The organism is Streptomyces sp. NPDC032822 (assembly GCF_055578825.1).
This window is the reverse complement of the sequence record NZ_JBVIOL010000037.1, coordinates 18,546-35,658: the sequence shown is the minus strand read 5'-3', so window position 1 is coordinate 35,658 and position 17,113 is coordinate 18,546. Positions and strand designations below refer to the sequence as shown.

The following is a 17,113-nucleotide window of genomic DNA, read 5'->3' as shown; positions in this document are numbered from 1 at the left end:
GTCTGCAGTAAGGAGTGTGGGGCGCATGGCGACCCGTCGAATACGAGGTGCCGCCGTCGCGGCCGCGGTGGCCGTCACCGGGGTCTTCGGGTGCTCCGCGCCCGGTGGCGGTGCGGACAGCGGTGGGTCCGCCGACTCCGTCGTGATCGGTGTGGCGTCCGAGCCGGACACGCTCAGTCCGCTGCTCGGCTACGGCAAGGACGGCAACTCCAAGCTCTTCGACGGCCTGCTCGCCCGGGACGCCGACCTGGAACTCGAACCCGCGCTGGCGAAGGCGCTGCCCGAGGTCGGGGACGGCGGCCGCACCTACACGTACACCCTGCGCCAGGGCGTGCAGTTCAGCGACGGTGAGCCACTGACCTCGGCCGACGTCGTCTTCACCTACGAGACGATTCTGGACGCGAAGACCAACAACAGCTCCCGCAGTGAGCTGGACGCCATCAAGGAAGTGCGGGCGGACGGCGACGACAAGGTCGTCTTCACGCTCGACTACCCGTACGCGCCCTTCGCCGGACGGACCGTGCTGCCCATCGTCCCCGAGCACGTCGCCGGCGATCAGGACCCGAACACCGGCTCCTTCAACACCGAGCCGATCGGGACCGGCCCCTACGTCCTCTCCGCCTGGAGCAAGGGCGAGAAGCTCACCTTCGAGGCCAACCCCGACTACTGGGGCGGCGCACCGCAGGTGAAGAAGTTCACCATGGCGGTCGTCGAGGACGACGACGTCCGCGCGACCCGCCTCCGCGCCGGTGACCTCGACGGCGCCATCCTCCCACCCAACCTCGCCGCCACCTTCAAGAACGACGGCGACAGGAAGACGTACGACGCGAAGTCCTACGACTACCGCACCGTCACCCTCCCCACGCAGAACGAGGTCACCGGCGACCGGGCGATCCGACAGGCCCTCGACGCGGCCGTGGACCGAGAGGCCATGGTCGACAAGATCCTCGACGGGGCCGGGAGGCCCGCGTACGGGCCGCTGCCCGGCGACGACCCCTGGTTCGCGCAGGGCATCGAACGCTCCCAGAACCTCGACAAGGCCAAGCAGACCCTGGACAAGGCGGGTTGGAAGGCCGCCGGTGACGGCACCCGCGCCAAGGACGGCACGAAGGCGGCCTTCACCCTGCTCTACCCCTCGGGCGACAAGGTCCGCCAGGACCACGCCCTCGCCTACGCCTCCGACGCCAAGAAGGCCGGCATCGACGTGACGGTGGAGAGCGCCACCTGGGAGGTCATCGAGCCACGGATGAAGAACACCGCGGTCCTCGCCGGCTTCGGCAGCACCGGCGACCCCGACTACGGCCTCTACACGATGCTGCACTCCACCCTCGCCGGCGACGGGTTCAACAACATGGGCCGCTACGACAACCCGGCCGTGGACGAAGCCCTGGACACCGGCCGCCGCGGCCAGGACGAGGCCACGCGCAAGACGGCGTACGACACACTCCAGCGCGAACTGGTGAAGGACCCCGGCTACACCTTCCTCACCCACATCGACCACCTCTACGTGCTCGCCGACCGCTGGGACGGCCTGACCACCCAGGTCGAGCCGCACGAGCACGGCTTCGCGAGCGGCCCCTGGTGGAACATCGAGGACTGGCAGCCGAAGAAGTGACCCGACTCCCCTGGGCGGCGGTGGCACGACTGGCGGGACGGCGGGCCCTGTTCGCCGTCCCCGTCCTCCTCGTCGTCACCTTCGGCGTGTTCGCCATCGCCGCCGCCTCCCCCTTCGACCCGGTCAGGGCCTACGCGGGCACCGCCGCCCTCGGCGCCGACCAGGAGACCCTGGACCGGCTGCGTTCCAACCTCGGCGTGGACGAGCCCTTCGCCGTGCGCTGGTGGCGATGGCTGACGTCCGCGCTCGGCGGTGACCTGGGCGAGTCCAGCGTGATGCGCCAGCCGGTCGCCCAGGTGATCGGCGAGCGGCTGGTGTGGTCCACGCTGTTGTGCGCGGTCGCGTTCGCCGTCGCCGTGCTCGTCGGGACGGTGCTCGGGGTGCTCGCCGCCCGCCGCCCGGGCGGATGGCTCGACCGGGCCGTCACGTCGATCGCCTACAGCCTGGAGGCGGCACCGGTCTTCTGGGTCGCGCTGCTCGCCATCTGGCTGTTCGCCCTTCACCTGGGTGTGCTCCCGGCGGGTGGCCTGACGGACACGGCCAGCGAACAGGTGACGGCCGGGCAGGTCGCGAGTCATCTCGTGCTGCCGGCCGGCGTGCTCGCCGTCTCGCAACTGCCCTGGTTCGCCCTGTACGTACGGCAGGGGGTGGGCGACGCGCTGGCGGAGGACCCGGTGCGGGGCGCCCGGGCGCGGGGGTTGAGCGAGCGCACGGTGGTGCTGGGCCACGCGTTGCGTTCCGGCCTCCTGCCGGTTCTCACCCTGATCGGTTCGCGGGTTCCCGAACTCATCACCGGGGCGCTGCTGGTGGAGAGCGTCTTCAGCTGGCCGGGCATCGCGGCGGCCACGGTGGAGGCGGCCACCGCCGTCGACTTCCCGCTCCTCGCCGCCCTCACCACGCTCGCCACCGCCGCCGTGCTGGTCGGCAACCTGCTCGCGGACCTCTTGTACGGACTCTTCGACCCGAGGGTGAAGTTCAGTGACATGTGACTCCCATGGCTGAGGCCACAGCCCAGAGAGCATGGCGGTCGTACGGCACCGACCGTCGCTCCACCCGCACGATCCGGATGCGCACCTCTTTCGCCCTGGTCGCCCTGACCGTCCTCGCGGTGCTGCTCGTGCCACCGCTGGTCCAGCTCGACCAGCAGGCCGTCGACCTGGCCGCGAAACTGCGACCGCCGTCCTGGGCGCACCCGTTCGGAACCGACGACGTCGGCCGCGACCTGCTGCTGCGCTGCGTCTACGGCCTGCGCGTCTCCCTGCTCGTCGGCGTGGTGGCGGCGCTGACGGCGACCGTGATCGGAACTGCCGTCGGTGCCGTGGCCGGAGCGTCGGGCGGGTGGGTCGACCGGGGCATCATGCGGTTGGTCGACACGTTCTCATCCGTCCCGCACCTGCTGCTCGGCATCTTCATCGTCGCCATGTTCCGCCCGGGCGTCTGGCCGGTGGTGGTCTCGGTCGCGCTCACCCACTGGCTGTCGACCGCCCGGATCGTGCGCGCCGAGGTCCTCTCGCTCCGGTCACGCCCGTACATCGACGCGGCCGTTTCCGCAGGCGCGTCGCGGTGGCGGGTGACCGTACGGCACCTGCTGCCCGCTGTGCTGCCCCAGGCCGCGCTGGCCGCCGCACTGATGGTGCCGCACGCCATGTGGCACGAGTCCGCCCTGTCCTTCCTCGGACTCGGCCTGCCCACCCACATGGCCAGCCTCGGCAACCTCATCCAGAACGCCCGCGGTTCGCTCCTCGCCGGGCAGTGGTGGCCCACCCTCTTCCCCGGGCTGTTCATCATCGTCCCGACCCTCGCCCTCGCCGGCCTCGCCGGTGTCTGGCGGGAGCGGATCAACCCCCGCCGCAGATCGGAGCTGATGCTGTGACCGCGCCTGTCCTGTCGGTGCACGGGCTGTCCGTGCGCTTCCTCATGCCGGGCGGGCGGCGAATCGCCGCCGTCACCGACGCGCACTTCGACGTGACGGCAGGGGAGTGCCTGGCCCTCATCGGCGAGAGCGGCTGCGGCAAGTCCGTCCTGGCCTCCGCCCTCCTCGGCCTGCTCCCCGCCAACGCCCAGACCAGGGGCGAGGCCCGTCTCGGCGGCCTCGACCTGATCGCCGCCGACGAACCCACCCTGGCCCGCAGGGTGCGAGGACGCATGATCGGCCTCATCCCGCAGAGCCCGGCCGCACACCTCACCCCCGTGCGCACCATCCGCTCGCAACTGGAGGAGACGGTCACCGAACTGACCGGCGTACGGGGCCGCGCGGCCGTGCGTGACGCCGCCGAGGCGGCCGCCGAACGGGCGGCGTTCCCGGCCGACCACCTCGACCGCCACCCGCACGAACTCTCCGGCGGCCTCGCCCAACGCGCCGCCACCGCCCTGGCCCTCGTCGGCGACGCCCCCCTGCTGCTCGCCGACGAACCGACCACCGGACTCGACCGCGACCTCGTGGACCACACCGTCGACGAACTGCGCCGCCACGTGGGCGCAGCCGGACGGGCCCTGCTGGTGATCACCCACGACCTGGCCGCCGCCGAACGCGTCGCCGACCGGATCGCCGTCATGTACGCCGGCCGCATTGTCGAACTGGCCGACGCCACAGCCTTCTTCGGTGCGCCGGGCCCCCGCCACCCCTACAGCCGTCGCCTCCTCCACGCCCTTCCCGACCGCTCCTTCGCCCCCATCCCCGGAATGCCCCCCGAACTCGGCGACCTTCCCGAGGGCTGCGCCTTCGCCGCCCGCTGCGACAGGGCCACCGCGTCCTGTGCCGCCCTGCCGCCGATGACGGACGAGGTCGCCTGTCACCACCCGCACGCGCTGGAGGACATCCGTGCTTGAACTGCGCGCCATCACCGCCGGATACGACCGGCACGCCCCCGTGGTGCGGGACGTCTCCCTGACCGTCGAACCCGGTGAGGCCGTCGGCCTCCTCGGCCCCAGCGGCTGCGGCAAATCCACCCTCGCCCGCGTCGCCGCCCTGCTGCACCGCCCGCACTCGGGAACACTGCTCCTGGACGGCGAACCCGTACGACGCTGGCGTCACCGCGCCCCACGCGAACAACGCACCGCCTTCGGTGTCGTCTTCCAGCAGCCCAGACTCTCCGCCGACCCTCGGCTGCGTCTCACCGACCTGATCGCCGAACCCCTGCGCGCAGGCGGCCGCCGCGAGGACATCCCCGAACGAGTCCGCGAACTGGCCGCAGCCGTCGGGCTGACCCCCGACCTGCTGACCAGACGCCCCCACGAAGTCAGCGACGGCCAACTCCAGCGCGCCTGCCTCGCTCGCTCCCTCGTCCTGCGCCCCCGCTGGCTGATCTGCGACGAGATGACCGCCATGCTCGACGCCTCCACCGCCGCCGCGCTGGTCGCGGTCGTCGAGGAGTACCGCGCCGGCACCGGCGCCGGCCTGCTGGCCGTCGGCCACGATCACACGCTCCTGCGGCGGTGGTGCGACCGCGTCGTCCACTGGTCGACTCTCACACCCACCGCCGAACGACCGCTGCCGGAAGTCGTCTGAGGCGGAGGGGCGGACGAGTCCCCCCTGCGGGACGGCCGGCTCCCGTCGTCCTCGGGTCAGGGCCAGGCCCGCAGGGCGCCGCCCGCCAGGACCACGCAGAGCGTCAACTGAACCACCGCGACGACCCGGTGGCCGAGCCACAGCAGCAAGGCGCCGGTGACACCGACCACCACCGCCAGGGCGCCCCAGCCCAGCACCGGCGTCCAGTCCGCCGGCGGCGGTCCGGCAGGCGCCTGCCCCGCACCGGCGTCGATCCGGCCCAGCCCCCGCACCGCGAGCACGATGACGACCAGGATCCCGCCGGCGACGTCCGCCACCAGCGCGAGCAACAGCAGGCAGCCCGCGGTGGCGGCGTCCGCCCAGCCGGAGGACCGTTCGTCGGCAGATGGGGACATGCCCGTACGGTCGTACGGAACGCACCCCTCCAAACGGGCCGTTGCCGATCGGCAACCCAGCCGTACTCCGGGCTTGACGAGCCCGTCCGGTCCCGGGCAGCCCCGCGGCGAGCACATCGACCGAGTCTTCTGCCTCGGTCCGGCCCGGCGGGGTCAGCGGGTGAGGGAGACCGCGAAGGGCTGGAAGCCGTGCCGGCGCAGGACGTGGGGCACGACGAGGATCATGGCCTCGGTGGCGCGGGCCGTGGTGATGTCCCCGAGATCCTCGATCCACGCGGGCTGCCAGCCCAGGTCGCCGAGCAGGCCGGTGACGGTCTTCTTCGCGGGGGCGTCGTCGCCCGAGACGTAGACGGTGGGCGGGGTGGCCAGGATCTCGGGAGCGGTCATGACCATGAACAGCATGGTGTTGAGGGTCTTGACCACACGGGTGTCCGGGAGGGCGGCCTGAAGTCGCTCGGCGAGACTGCCGCCGGGGTAGCACAGGTCGCCGGGCAGGCCGCCGGCGTCGCGGGTGGCGTTGGAGACGTCGACGAGGATCTTTCCGGCGAGCTCGGTGCGCAGGCCGGTGAGCCGGTCCAGGGCGCTGTCGCCGGGCGTCGCGTTGATCACGAGGTCCGCGGTGCGGGCGGTGGTGCGCTGGTCGGCGAAGGAGATGCGGGGATCGGCGTCTTCGGTGGGTGCCGCGGTCCGCTCCTGCGGGTTCCGGCGGCCGAGGACGACGTGGTGTCCGGCCGCGGCGAGCTTGCCGGCGAGGTTGGAGCCGACGCGGCCGGCGCCCAGGATTCCGATGCTGGTCATGAGGTGATGCTCCTTGCGGGGTCGGGCAGGAGGAACGGGTGCGGGTCGCTGCGCGGTCAGACGATCGGCGACAGGACCTCAAGGGCGGCGGTGTGGACGCCGGGGGCGGCGGCCAGGAAGTCTCGGCTGGCCGTGCTCCAGGGCTCGCCCGCCAGATCGGTGACGGTGCCCCCGGCCTCGGACACCAGCAGGGCACCGGCGACCAGGCCGGAGCGGACGTCGGAGAACTGCCAGAACACGTCCATCCCTCCGGCGGCGACGTGGATGAGCTGCAACGTGGCGGGTACGGACACCCGTACCACGAGGGCGTCGGTGAGCATGGCGGTGACCGACTCGCCGATCCGCCGGAACGTGTCCTTGTCCTCGCCGGGCCTGGCCTGCCCGGTGCCGACGAGCGCGGCGCCCAGGTCGGTCTTGGCGGACACCGTCAGAGGGCGGTCGTTGAGTCGGGCACCACCGTCGGCGACCGCGGTGTAGGTGTCGCCGGTCAGCGGCAGGTGGACGACGGTGAGCACCGGCCGGTTGTCGCGGACCAGGGTGGCGGTGACGGCCCAGTCCGGCATGCCATGGACGTGGTTGATGTTGCCCTCGGCAGGGTCGACGACCCACCACTCGCCGGGCGGGAGCGCGCCGCCGGCCAGCTCGTCCTCGGCCCACCGCGAGCCGTGCCGGGCTCGCAGCAGCGCCTCCCGCAGCCCGTCCAGCACCGCGTCGTCGTTGGCGTGGATCTCGTCGACGACCTCGTTCAGGCTCACACCTCGGGCGTGTGCGGTGTAGCGGTCGCGCAGCGTGAGGCCGGCGGCCTTCACCGCGGCTGTCACCTCGGACAGGAGGGTGGTGTCGGCGTCGAACGGCATGGCTGTGCTCATGGCGGGCTCCCTGGGGGGTGGTGCGGTGACCGCGGGGCGGCTTGTCCCGCGCCCGCAGTCCGAAGGTAGGCCGCCTAGGCATTAACAACAAGTGCAATCTTTGCACTCGTAGAGTTACTCATACGCAAGTGAATCTGGACCTGCTCAGGACTCCGGACGCGTTGCTCGAACTGGCAGCTCTGGAGCGGGTGTTCACCGTGCGCCGGGACGACGCCCTGGCCGGGAGGGGCACGAACGCCGGGTCGTCGCCGCGGCGCCCACCGCCGCCCTCCCGCTGCAACTCGGGCTCGTCGCAGTGCCCTTGCCGCTCCAGATGCCTGCCATCCCCTTGTACCTGCTGTGGCACCAGCGCTACGACGACGGCCGCGCCCACACCTGGCGGCGCGACCTGGCCACCGAAACCGTCCAGGCACTGTTCGCACCACCGGCCGTCTCCCCTGGTCCACGGGTGCGGTGCGACGACGCGAACCGTCTCAGTACCGGGCCATCGCGCGCGTCAGCCGGTCGAGGCCTTCCGTGAGCGGCTCGGGCGGGCCGCCGTAGCCGATCCGGACATGGCCGGGAGCGCCGAAGCACGATCCGGGAATGACCAGCACACCGCACGTCTGGAACAGCTCTTCGCAGAACCCGTCGGTGTCGGTGAACGGCAGCAGCCGAGGGAAGGCTGCCACTCCGCCCGTGGGAAGGACGAGCGACACCCGCTCGGGATGGGCGTCCGCCCAGGCGCGCAGGATGTCGCGGTTCATCCCCGCCCGTTTCCGGCGCGGATCGATGAAGGCGTCCGCGTTGTTCAGCACACCCAGCGCCAGCAGTTCGACGAGCGGGGACACGTGCAGCGTGGTGTAGTCGCGGATGCGCACGCAGTCCGTGAGCAGCTCCGGTGGCCCGACGCACCAGCCGAACCGCAGCCCCGGCAGCCCGAACGCCTTGGAGAACGTGCCGAAGCTGACCCCGCGCCGGTAGCGCGAGGAGATCGGGGGCAGTGGATCGGTGTCGTAGGTGAGCGGAGCGAACGCCGCGTCCCACAGCACATGGGCGCCGGCACCGTCGGCGATCTCGACCAACCGGTCCTGCTCGGCAGCGGTGATCGAGACCCCGGTCGGGTTCTGCGGGAAGTTGACGATGATCGCCTTGGTGCGATCGGTGACCAGTTCGGCCAGCTCGTCCAGGGACGGCCGCCAGTCGCGGTCCGGATCCAGCCGCCAGGTCCGGACCGTGCAGCCCAGTCCGGCGGCGAACTCGACCAGCAGGTGGTAGCCGGGCTGGACCGCGACGACCTCGTCACCGGGCTCCAACAGGGCCATGAGGACGAGTGAGATCGCCTCGCCCGATCCGCTCGTCGTCATGACCCGCTCCGGGTCGGCCTCGCCCCAGTGCCCGGCGACGGCCGAGCGGACCGCCGGGGCGCCGAGGGAGTAGCCGTCGTCGAACATCAGGGCGTCGATCTCCTCGTGACGCACTCCCGTCATGGCGCGCAGTTCCGCCATGGAGTAGGAGGACACGCCGCTCGAACTGATGTCGATCTCCGCGGTGAAGTAGTAGTCGCGGAGCCAGTCCTCCAGCGGCGCCGCCTTGGGCCGCACGCCTACCAGCGCCATTCGCGCTGCCCGAGCAGATGCTCGGCCTTGACGCCGTGGTCCGCGCTCCAGGTCATGAACTCCTCGATCTGCTTGAGCTGGTAGGAGTCGTCGTTGTAGCTGGTGGCCATGACGTGGCCCAGCCACTCCTCCTCGCCCATCGCGTAGATGTAGGCCTCCGACGCGCCCAGTTCCGTCACGATCGCGCCGGCCTGCGCCGCGTTCGACCCGGAGAGCTTGCGCGAGTCGCTCATCTTCTTGGTCACCGGCTTGGTCAGCAGCGCCTGGTAGAGCCAGGTGAGCGGGGCGCCGTCACACTCCATTCCCAGGAACGCCACGTCCGCCGTGCCGAGGTGGGAGCGGACGTAGCGGTAGAGCATCGGGTCGATGCCCGAGGAGTCGGCGCCGACGAAGACCTTGCGGCCGGCCAGCTCGACCCAGTAGGTGGACTTGCCGCGGATGTCGAGGTCGGCGTGCTCGCCGAGGAACGGTGTCGCGGTGACCTTGCCGCCGGGGAACCCGACCTCGGTGAAGTCGTCCACCTCGGTCACCGGGAACCCGAGGTGTTCGAGGTAGAGCCCGAGCGCCGGGTCGCACAGGTTGCCCCGGGACGACCGCGGCACGACGACCTGGCCGACCCGGCCGCGCAGTTGCAGCAGTGTCTCCAGCACGATGTGGTCCTGGTGTCCGTGCGTGATGAGGACCAGGTCGGCGTAGTCGGGCAGGTCGTCGTAGGTGTACCGGCCGCCGGCGTCGCTGTCGGCGCTGATGAACGGGTCGGTGATGATCGCCGCTTCCGGGGTCTGCAGCACCAGGCAGGCGTGCCCGAAGTAGCGGATACGGCCGCCCGACTCGATGTGCCGGTCGTCGTTGAGGCTGCTCTCGGCACTCAACAGACCGTCGAGGAAGGCGAACTGGGCCTCGTCCGCCAGTTCCAGCGCCTCCCGCAGCCTCTCCGCGGTCGTCGGCCGGATCCGGGACCGGAAGAGTTCCTGGAGACCCGGGTGACGGAACGGGATCGGCAGGTCGAGCACGTCCGGCGACCGCAGCCGGGGCGTGCTCAGGATGAACGGGCGCTCGTATCCGGGCTCGATCGACAGCTGGACGGACTGCCGGTTCTCCATGAAGGCGTCGCTCTTGTAGGTGAGCGGCTCGATGAAGCGCAGCGATGCCTGGTTGTTGGTGTCGTACGCGAGCTCGACCAGACCGTTCAGCTCCGGCGGCAGTCTCGGGTAGAGCGGCGTCAGCGCGAACCCGTTGCCCTCCTGGCGGACCAGGTCCTCGGCCTCCGCGACGGCCTCGGCGAACCGCAGCATCCCCGCACGGTCGCGTTTGATCGACGCCAGCAGGTCGCGGACGTCCTTGACCCGCTCCTCGGGGATGTTGACGAAGTAGCCGCCGCGCAGTTCCGGATTGCCGCTGGCCGCGATGTGCACCTGCGGTGACTGCAGGTACGACTCCAGCATCGGTACCTGCAGGAAGGCCAGGTTCATCGAGGCCTGGACGGGAGCCACGGTGTGGTGCCAGGCGTAGAACCTGTCGACCAGCGGCTCGATGATCGCTTTCGAGCGGAGAAAACGTGGCGCGTCGCTCATGTGGATGTCCCCCTGTTCAGAGCCGGACTACGTCGGGATCGGCCGCTCAGCCGACGGTGGTGCGGACATCGACGGACGTGTGCGCCGCCCGGAACTTCCGTATGTCGCTGGTGAGGTTGAGCCGCTTGAGCCAGCGGTCCGTGCCGTCGTGGCGGGCCTTGAACGGCTTGCGGCCGTGCACGACACGGAAGTTGTCCAGGAAGCAGAAGTCACCGCTCTCCAGCGTCAGATCGCACATGACCTCGTCCATCTGACGGACGAGCATGTCCAGCGCCTCTCCGGCCTCGTCGTCGCCCTCTCGGACGGCCATGAAGTAAGGGTCGGCCCTGATGTAGGGACGGTTCGGGTCACCGAACAGCACGGCGACCAGATCCGGGTTCCGCTGCAGGTTCTCGATGTCCTCGAACGGGCCCGGCACCGAGTTGTTCTTGGCCAGGTGGGACTCGTCGGGATGGATGATGAACCGCTCCTGGAAGAGGACCGCCCGGGTGTCATCGGGGAGGTCGAGCGCGTCGGCGTAGCCCACCGTGGTCGCGGCCGCGTAGGGGTTGCGCAGGCAGGCGAAGGCCAGGAAGTCGCCACGCAGCGGGTGGAAGGCGTCCTCGGTGTGCCAGGTCAGCAACGCCTCGCTGCTCGACCCCAACTGCTCGTGCTCGTGACCCGCGATCGGCACGACGTCGTGGATGAGGCGCCCGTTCTGCTGGGTCGCCCAGCTGAAGGGGTCGCCGAGCAGCGAGCCGCACAGCAGCAGGAACAGCTCCTCACGACGGGCGTGCGGCCCCTGCGACCGGTCGCGCCAGTGCGCGGGTGTCGGGCCGAGCCGGTCCTGGTCCACCTCGTACCCCGAGATGCAGAGCACCCCGGACAACCACTCGCGCCGGAAGGCGTCGAGGTGCAGCCGGATCCGGGTGGGCAACCGGTGCGCGAGCACGGTGGCGCGGTGGAGCACCTGCTCCTGGTCGAGTCGGGCGACCTCCTCCTCGAACTCGTCCAGCAACTCACGCACCGCGTGCCGTTCCGCCGCGTCGATTTTCAGCTTGTCCATGCTGAAGGTCCTCTCCATACCCAGACTTCGACGATCGAATATCCCCAGATGCGCCAGCGAGATCATCTCTCCGGCCCGGTCGAAAAGGCGTAGGTCGGGGGAGCCCCCGATCGTGATCCTTCGACACCGACATCCGCACAATTTTCTTGCCATGTGCTCTGCGCTGCCAAGCACGCAATTTCGTGCTCTTCACCGGGCGATGGCTGCTTTCTGCGAACAACACCGCCAGTCAGAGGTGGAGCTGATGCGTTCCGTTATCGGCCCCTTTCTGTGTGCGTTGGCCATATTCACATGGGCGGATCGGTCCGACAAGGGCGGCAGAACTGACACCGGGAGAGAGGAGAAGCGGGAGCGGGAGTCGCTGCCTGACCCGCCGGCGGACGGACGGCCCACGCCGGCGCCTCCCTCGTGCGGGGGAGGGTGCCGTCCCTCGCACGAGGGGCGACGGGGGCGCCTCGCGGGGGATCTCCGCGCGGGGCCGGGCTGCCATACTGACCGGCATGGAGCGCGCGGTCGTCCGGCGTAGTTGGTGGGCCGTCAAGAGTCAGCGGATCGCCGGGCTCCCGACCCGGTACGTCGTCGCCGTGGCGCTCCTGGCGTTGCTCGCGGGAGTGGAACTGACCATCAGGCTGCTGCCGGGCAGCGCTTCGACCGTCCCCTCGGCCACGCGCGGGTCGGCCGGCGGCGATGCCACGGTGCAGCTCGTGCTGGGGCTGCTCACGCTCGTGCTGCTGTGCCTGTCCGCGACGCTGCCGGTGTTGCTCACCGGGCCGGTCCCGGCCGTGGTGGTGGTCACGGTGGCGAACGTCCTGTGTTTCACGCTCCTGGAGACCGTCACGGTCGCCGGCCTGCTCGCTCAGCTGATCGGTGCCTACCGGCTGGGCCGGTCGGGACCCGAACTGCTGGCCGTGGCCGTCGACCTGCCGTTCCTCGTCCTCGCGCTCGCGGGTCCGGCGGACACGGGCTTCCGCGTGCACGCGGTGACACTGGCGGCGCTGGTGCCGGTGGCGGCGCTGGCCGGCACGGCACGCCGGGCACGCCGCGAGGCCCAGGAGAACAGCGAGAGCCGCCGCGCCATCGCGGGGACGCTGTTGGAGCACACCGCGCGCGGCGAACGGGCGCGGATCGCCCGTGAGTTGCACGACGTGGTGGCCCACCACATCTCCATGATCTCCGTGCAGGCCGAGACGGCGCGGATGGCCACCCCCGGCATGCCCGCCGAGGGCGCCAAGCGGCTGCTGGGTATCGGTGACACTGCCCGGGCCGCCCTCACCGAGATGCGGCGCCTGCTCGGTGTGCTGCGCGAGGACACCCCGGCCGAGAGCCCCAACCGGCACCCGCAGCCGGGCCTGCACCAGCTGAACGAGCTGGTCGACGAGGCCAGGGACGCCTCCGGCGGCGTCACGCGGTTCATCATGCGCGGCTCACCCCAGGCGCTCGACCCGGGGGTCGAACTCGCGGCCTACCGGATCGTCCAGGAAGCCCTCACCAACGCCCGACGGCACGCACCGGGTGCGGCGGTCGACGTGGAGCTGCACTTCACCGACGACATCCTGTGGCTACGCATCCGCGACAACGGGCCGGGCCTTGTGCCCGCCACCCCCTCCGGCGGCCACGGGCTGCTCGGCATGCGCGAACGCGCGGCGTCCGTCGGCGGTGAGGTCCGCACCGGCCAGGCGGCCGACGGCGGGTTCCTCGTCGAGGCCAGCCTGCCCGCCAAGACAGAAGGACCCTGATGAGCACGCCCTCCCTTCCCGTCCGGATCGTCATCGCCGACGACCACCCGGTCGTCCGCACCGGTTTCGCCGCGGTGCTGAACACCCAGCCGGACTTCACGGTGATCGACACCGCCCCCGACGGTGCCGAGGCGGTACGGATCTGTCGCGAACTGACCCCGGACGTCGTGCTGATGGACATCCGCATGCCGGGGGTGGACGGTATCGAGGCGACCCGGCAGCTCACCGAGGGCGGCACCGGCGGGCCACGCGTCCTCATCCTGACGACCTTCGACCTGGACGAGTACGTCTACGACGCCCTGCGCGCGGGCGCCAGTGGCTTCCTGCTCAAGGACGTCAGCGCGGAGCGGCTGTTCGACGCCGTGCGGATCATCGCGGCCGGCGACGCACTGCTGGCCCCGGCCGTCACCCGCCGACTCATCACGGAGTTCGTCCACCTCAAGCCCGAGCCCGCCGACGCGAAGTCGGCGAACGCGCTGACCGGGCTCACCCCCAGGGAGACGCAGGTGCTGCGGCTGGTCGCCGCCGGCCTGTCCAACCTGGAGATCGTGGCCCGGCTGGCCGTCACCGAGGAGACCGTCAAGACACACGTCAGCCACATCCTCGGCAAACTGGGCCTGCGCGACCGTACGCAGGCGGTCATCGCCGCGTACGAGGCGGGTCTGGTCGTGCCCGGCGCCCGAGAACAGAGCCAATGAGCCAGGTGTTCAACTGCGGTGGCGCGGCAGTTGAATGCCATCGCGACCTGTTTCAGACTGCCTTCTGTCCGCCGTACGTCCGACGTGTTTCTCGGCCCGTTGTCACTCGTGCCGCCATCGGTGAAGCTGTCCGGTAAACACAGCCTCGCCGTGCTATCCGTTCGGGAAGGACGCGAAACAAATGGCGCAGAGGAGATATATGCGGTGAGCAGTGTCCAGCAGGCACCAAGTCTTCCGCCGGGCCAGGGGCGTTTTGTCGATCCGGTGAAAAAGGGGCAACGCGTCAGGCCCGGCACCATTCGGCGAATCGTTCCGTATGCCAAGAACTACCGTTGGCAGCTGGCACTGCTGTTGACCGTCACCGCTCTCGGCGCGCTGATAACCGTGCTCAGTCCGCTGTTACTGGGTATGGCCATCGACAAGGGCGTCCTGCCGCAGAAGATGTCCGTCGTCACGACCTTCGCCGGCCTCATGATCGGGCTCGCGATCCTGGAAGCCATCAGCGAGTACCTTCAGGTCCGATCGTCCGCCCGGATCGGGCAGGGACTGATCTACGACCTGCGGACCGAGGTCTTCTCGCATGTGCAGGAACAGCCGTTGGCGTTCTTCACCCGCTCGCAGACCGGCTCGCTCGTCAGCAGGCTCAACACCGACGTGGTCGGGGCACAGCACGCGGTCACGAAGCTGCTGGCCGGAGCCGTCAACACCCTCCTGACCCTGGTTCTCGTACTCGCCGCGATGTTCTACCTGTCGTGGCAGATCACCGTCGCCGCCTTGGTGATGACCCCCCTCTTCATCCTCCCCGGCCGGTTCTACGGGCATCGGCTGCAGATGCTCACCCGCCGTGAGATGGAACTCGACGCCGACCTGGGCTCGATGATGAACGAGCGGTTCAACGTCGCCGGAGCCATGCTCTCCAAGCTGTTCGGCCGCCCGGAGACCGAATCCCGGATGTTCTCCGGCCACGCCGCCGCCAAGCGCGACATCGGCGTCAGGACCACCGTCACCGGGCAGATGCTCGGCATCGTCATGGGACTGGCGGGCGCGGTCACGCTCGCGCTGATGTTCGGCATCGGCGGCGCCCTCGTCGTGGACGGCGCGTTCAAGGTCGGCACGCTGGTGACGCTGACGATCCTGGTCACCCGGGTGTACGACCCGATCATCCAGCTCTCCAACCTCCAGGCCAACGCCATGAGCGCCCTGGTGAGCTTCGACCGCGTCTTCGAGGTACTGGACCTCAAACCGCTGGTGGCCGAGCGTCCCGGGGCGACCCCGCTGCCCGAGCACCTCTCCGGCGACGGCGCGGCGCCCGACGTGGAGTTCGACCGGGTCTCCTTCCGCTACCCCAACGCCAAAGAGGTGTCGCTCGCCTCACTGGAGTCGATCGCACTGCCCATGCCGGAACGCAGCGACGATTCGTCGGTGCTGGACGATGTGAGCTTCCGCGCGCCCGCCGGGAAGCTGACCGCGCTGGTCGGCCACTCGGGCGCCGGCAAGACGACGATCACCCATCTGGTGCCGCGGTTCTACGATCCCGGCTCCGGAGCGGTACGGATCGGCGGCTGCGACATCCGCGACATCACGATCAGGTCGCTGCGCGACACGGTCGGTGTGGTCACCCAGGACGCGCACCTGTTCCACGACACGATCCGGGCCAACCTGCTCTACGCACGCCCCGAGGCCACCGAGGCGGAACTCGTCGAGGCCTGCGAGGCGGCGCGCATCTGGGAGTTGATCGAGTCGCTGTCCAACGGCCTCGACACCGTGGTCGGCGACCGCGGCTACCGGCTGTCGGGCGGCGAGAAGCAGCGGATCGCGCTGGCCAGGCTGTTGCTGAAGGCACCGCCGATCGTCGTGCTGGACGAGGCGACCGCCCACCTGGACTCGGAGTCGGAGGCGGCGATCCAGCGCGCCCTGAAGACCGCGCTGTCCGGCCGTACGTCGCTGGTGATCGCGCACCGGCTGTCCACGATCCGCGATGCCGACCAGATCCTGGTCATCGACGAGGGCCGGATCCACGAACGCGGGACCCACGAGGAACTGCTCGCCGCGGGCGGTCTGTACGCCGACCTTTACACGACCCAGTTCGCCCGGCAGGAGACAGCTGAGAGCGAGACCACCGCCTAACCGAGAAGGAGACAGTTGTGCGGACGGTGAGCTTCGACTTCGAGAGCACCGAGGCACGGTTCAAGGTGCTCGTCAACCACGAGGAGCAGTACTCCCTGTGGCCCGCCGACCTGGACGTCCCGGGCGGCTGGAAGGAGACCGGGGTGTGCGCCTCCAAGGAGGAGTGCGACAAGTACATCGAGGAGACCTGGACCGACATGCGCCCCAAGAGCCTGCGTATCGCCCTCGACGGCGAGTGACCGGACCACACCATGCCGCATGTGTTCACCAACGGAATCCGGCTCTCCTACGAACGGTCGGGCAGAGGTGAGCGGGTGCTCATGATCATGGGATCGTCGGCCGCCGGCCGGGTGTGGTCCCTGCACCAGACGCCCGCCCTCGCCGAGGCCGGCTACCAGGCCATCACCTTCGACAACCGGGGTGTTCCGCCCTCGGACGTGCCCCCGGGCAGGTACTCGCTCGCCGACATGGTCGCCGACACGAAGGGCCTCATCGAGGCACTGGACGCGGCGCCGTGCCGGATCGTCGGGACGTCCCTGGGCGCCGTGATCGCGCAGGAGCTGGCGATCGGCTGGCCGCACCTGGTCCGGTGCGCGGTCCTGATCGCCACCAAGTCCCGTTCGGACGCCGTCCGGACGGCCCAGGAACAGGCGGAGCGGACGCTGCTGGAGAGCGGTGTCCGGCTTCCGCCGGACTACCAGGCGGTGATGTCGGCGGTGCAGATGCTCTCGCCGGCGACGCTGAACGACGACGGCGCCGTCTCGCTCTGGCTGGAAACGCTGCGGCTCAGCGGGGGCGAGGCGGCCCGCGGCCAGGCCTATGCGGACACCGGGGCGGACCGGCGCGAGGCGCTTGCTGGCGTGAGCGTGCCGTGCCGGGTCATCGCCTTCGGCGACGACATGATCACGCCGCCGCATCTGGCGGCCGAGGTGGCCGAGGCGATCCCGGACTGCGACCTGGTGGAGATCCCCGACTGCGGTCACTTCGGCTATCTCGAACGGCCGACCGAGGTCAACTCGGCGATCGTCGAATTCCTCGACAAGCACTGAACCGACGAGCACCGCACCGGCCGGCACCGACGTCGCACGTACCGAACCGACGAGCACTGAACCGACAAGCACCGCATCGGCAAGTGCTGCTTCGGCGAGCA

At 70.3% G+C, this 17,113-nt stretch carries 16 protein-coding genes; 10 read left to right on the top strand and 6 right to left on the bottom strand.

Annotated elements, in window-relative coordinates; translation table 11 throughout:
* Positions 1–25: 25 nt before the first annotated feature.
* From ACZ5VD_RS42955 to ACZ5VD_RS42935, 5 genes are read left to right on the top strand one after another with little or no spacing between them, the layout of a single operon-like run.
* A complete protein-coding gene (locus ACZ5VD_RS42955; RefSeq protein WP_468685916.1) occupies positions 26–1,615 on the top strand; it encodes an ABC transporter substrate-binding protein in 1,590 nt (529 codons plus the stop codon).
* A gap of 20 nt (positions 1,616–1,635) precedes the next feature.
* Positions 1,636–2,604, top strand: coding sequence for an ABC transporter permease (locus tag ACZ5VD_RS42950; RefSeq protein WP_468554515.1), 969 nt, complete (start codon positions 1,636–1,638; stop codon positions 2,602–2,604).
* Positions 2,605–2,609: 5 nt separating this feature from the next.
* Entirely contained in the window at positions 2,610–3,488 is an 879-nt protein-coding gene (locus ACZ5VD_RS42945; protein ID WP_468685915.1) for an ABC transporter permease, read from the top strand.
* The gene (locus ACZ5VD_RS42940) at positions 3,485–4,444 is read left to right on the top strand and encodes an ABC transporter ATP-binding protein (RefSeq protein ID WP_468685914.1); all 960 of its coding nucleotides are present in this window, start codon (positions 3,485–3,487) and stop codon (positions 4,442–4,444) included. Before ACZ5VD_RS42945 ends, ACZ5VD_RS42940 begins: the two co-directional genes overlap by 4 nt.
* A complete protein-coding gene (locus ACZ5VD_RS42935; RefSeq protein ID WP_468685912.1) occupies positions 4,437–5,123 on the top strand; it encodes an ABC transporter ATP-binding protein in 687 nt (228 codons plus the stop codon). Before ACZ5VD_RS42940 ends, ACZ5VD_RS42935 begins: the two co-directional genes overlap by 8 nt.
* Before the next feature lie 56 nt (positions 5,124–5,179).
* Here ACZ5VD_RS42935 and ACZ5VD_RS42930 read toward each other — a convergent pair whose 3' ends face one another.
* The 6 genes from ACZ5VD_RS42930 to gntD all read right to left on the bottom strand — a co-directional run bounded on the left by ACZ5VD_RS42930 (position 5,180) and on the right by gntD (position 11,402).
* The gene (locus ACZ5VD_RS42930) at positions 5,180–5,518 is read right to left on the bottom strand and encodes an inner-membrane translocator (protein ID WP_468554487.1); all 339 of its coding nucleotides are present in this window, start codon (positions 5,516–5,518) and stop codon (positions 5,180–5,182) included.
* Between the two features lie 153 nt (positions 5,519–5,671).
* Positions 5,672–6,316, bottom strand: coding sequence for an NADPH-dependent F420 reductase (locus ACZ5VD_RS42925; RefSeq protein WP_468685910.1), 645 nt, complete (start codon positions 6,314–6,316; stop codon positions 5,672–5,674).
* A gap of 56 nt (positions 6,317–6,372) precedes the next feature.
* Complete coding sequence (locus ACZ5VD_RS42920; protein ID WP_468685908.1) at positions 6,373–7,185, bottom strand: inositol monophosphatase family protein; 813 nt, start codon at positions 7,183–7,185, stop codon at positions 6,373–6,375.
* A 473-nt stretch (positions 7,186–7,658) separates the two neighbouring features.
* A complete protein-coding gene (vioD, locus tag ACZ5VD_RS42915; RefSeq protein WP_468554484.1) occupies positions 7,659–8,783 on the bottom strand; it encodes a capreomycidine synthase in 1,125 nt (374 codons plus the stop codon).
* Positions 8,771–10,357 carry an MBL fold metallo-hydrolase gene (locus tag ACZ5VD_RS42910; protein ID WP_468685907.1) on the bottom strand — a complete coding sequence of 529 codons (1,587 nt, stop codon included), beginning with the start codon at positions 10,355–10,357 and terminating at the stop codon, positions 8,771–8,773. The genes vioD and ACZ5VD_RS42910 overlap by 13 nt, the downstream gene beginning before the upstream one ends.
* 46 nt (positions 10,358–10,403) lie before the next feature.
* Positions 10,404–11,402 carry a guanitoxin biosynthesis L-enduracididine beta-hydroxylase GntD gene (gntD, locus tag ACZ5VD_RS42905; protein WP_468554482.1) on the bottom strand — a complete coding sequence of 333 codons (999 nt, stop codon included), beginning with the start codon at positions 11,400–11,402 and terminating at the stop codon, positions 10,404–10,406.
* A 500-nt stretch (positions 11,403–11,902) separates the two neighbouring features.
* Here gntD and ACZ5VD_RS42900 point away from each other — a divergent pair, with 500 nt between their 5' ends.
* From ACZ5VD_RS42900 to ACZ5VD_RS42880, 5 genes are all read left to right on the top strand, one after another.
* On the top strand, positions 11,903–13,138 hold the full coding sequence (locus tag ACZ5VD_RS42900; RefSeq protein ID WP_468685905.1) for a sensor histidine kinase: 1,236 nt from the start codon (positions 11,903–11,905) through the stop codon (positions 13,136–13,138).
* On the top strand, positions 13,138–13,836 hold the full coding sequence (locus ACZ5VD_RS42895; protein ID WP_468554480.1) for a response regulator: 699 nt from the start codon (positions 13,138–13,140) through the stop codon (positions 13,834–13,836). Before ACZ5VD_RS42900 ends, ACZ5VD_RS42895 begins: the two co-directional genes overlap by 1 nt.
* Positions 13,837–14,040: 204 nt before the next feature.
* Positions 14,041–15,963 carry an ABC transporter ATP-binding protein gene (locus ACZ5VD_RS42890; protein WP_468554479.1) on the top strand — a complete coding sequence of 641 codons (1,923 nt, stop codon included), beginning with the start codon at positions 14,041–14,043 and terminating at the stop codon, positions 15,961–15,963.
* A 17-nt stretch (positions 15,964–15,980) separates the two neighbouring features.
* Positions 15,981–16,202, top strand: coding sequence for an MbtH family protein (locus ACZ5VD_RS42885; protein WP_468554478.1), 222 nt, complete (start codon positions 15,981–15,983; stop codon positions 16,200–16,202).
* A gap of 12 nt (positions 16,203–16,214) precedes the next feature.
* Entirely contained in the window at positions 16,215–17,012 is a 798-nt protein-coding gene (locus ACZ5VD_RS42880) for an alpha/beta fold hydrolase (protein ID WP_468554477.1), read from the top strand.
* Positions 17,013–17,113 lie beyond the last annotated feature (101 nt).

Bases quoted from the DNA above. Each gene is read 5' to 3' on its own strand.
- ACZ5VD_RS42880 (WP_468554477.1), top strand. From the start codon at position 16,215: ATGCCGCATGTGTTCACCAACGGAATCCGGCTCTCCTACGAACGGTCG.
- ACZ5VD_RS42895 (WP_468554480.1), top strand. From the start codon at position 13,138: ATGAGCACGCCCTCCCTTCCCGTCCGGATCGTCATCGCCGACGACCAC.
- vioD (WP_468554484.1), bottom strand. From the start codon at position 8,783: ATGGCGCTGGTAGGCGTGCGGCCCAAGGCGGCGCCGCTGGAGGACTGG.
- ACZ5VD_RS42930 (WP_468554487.1), bottom strand. From the start codon at position 5,518: ATGTCCCCATCTGCCGACGAACGGTCCTCCGGCTGGGCGGACGCCGCC.
- ACZ5VD_RS42920 (WP_468685908.1), bottom strand. From the start codon at position 7,185: ATGAGCACAGCCATGCCGTTCGACGCCGACACCACCCTCCTGTCCGAG.
- ACZ5VD_RS42900 (WP_468685905.1), top strand. From the start codon at position 11,903: ATGGAGCGCGCGGTCGTCCGGCGTAGTTGGTGGGCCGTCAAGAGTCAG.
- ACZ5VD_RS42945 (WP_468685915.1), top strand. From the start codon at position 2,610: ATGGCTGAGGCCACAGCCCAGAGAGCATGGCGGTCGTACGGCACCGAC.
- ACZ5VD_RS42910 (WP_468685907.1), bottom strand. From the start codon at position 10,357: ATGAGCGACGCGCCACGTTTTCTCCGCTCGAAAGCGATCATCGAGCCG.
- ACZ5VD_RS42955 (WP_468685916.1), top strand. From the start codon at position 26: ATGGCGACCCGTCGAATACGAGGTGCCGCCGTCGCGGCCGCGGTGGCC.
- ACZ5VD_RS42925 (WP_468685910.1), bottom strand. From the start codon at position 6,316: ATGACCAGCATCGGAATCCTGGGCGCCGGCCGCGTCGGCTCCAACCTC.
- gntD (WP_468554482.1), bottom strand. From the start codon at position 11,402: ATGGACAAGCTGAAAATCGACGCGGCGGAACGGCACGCGGTGCGTGAG.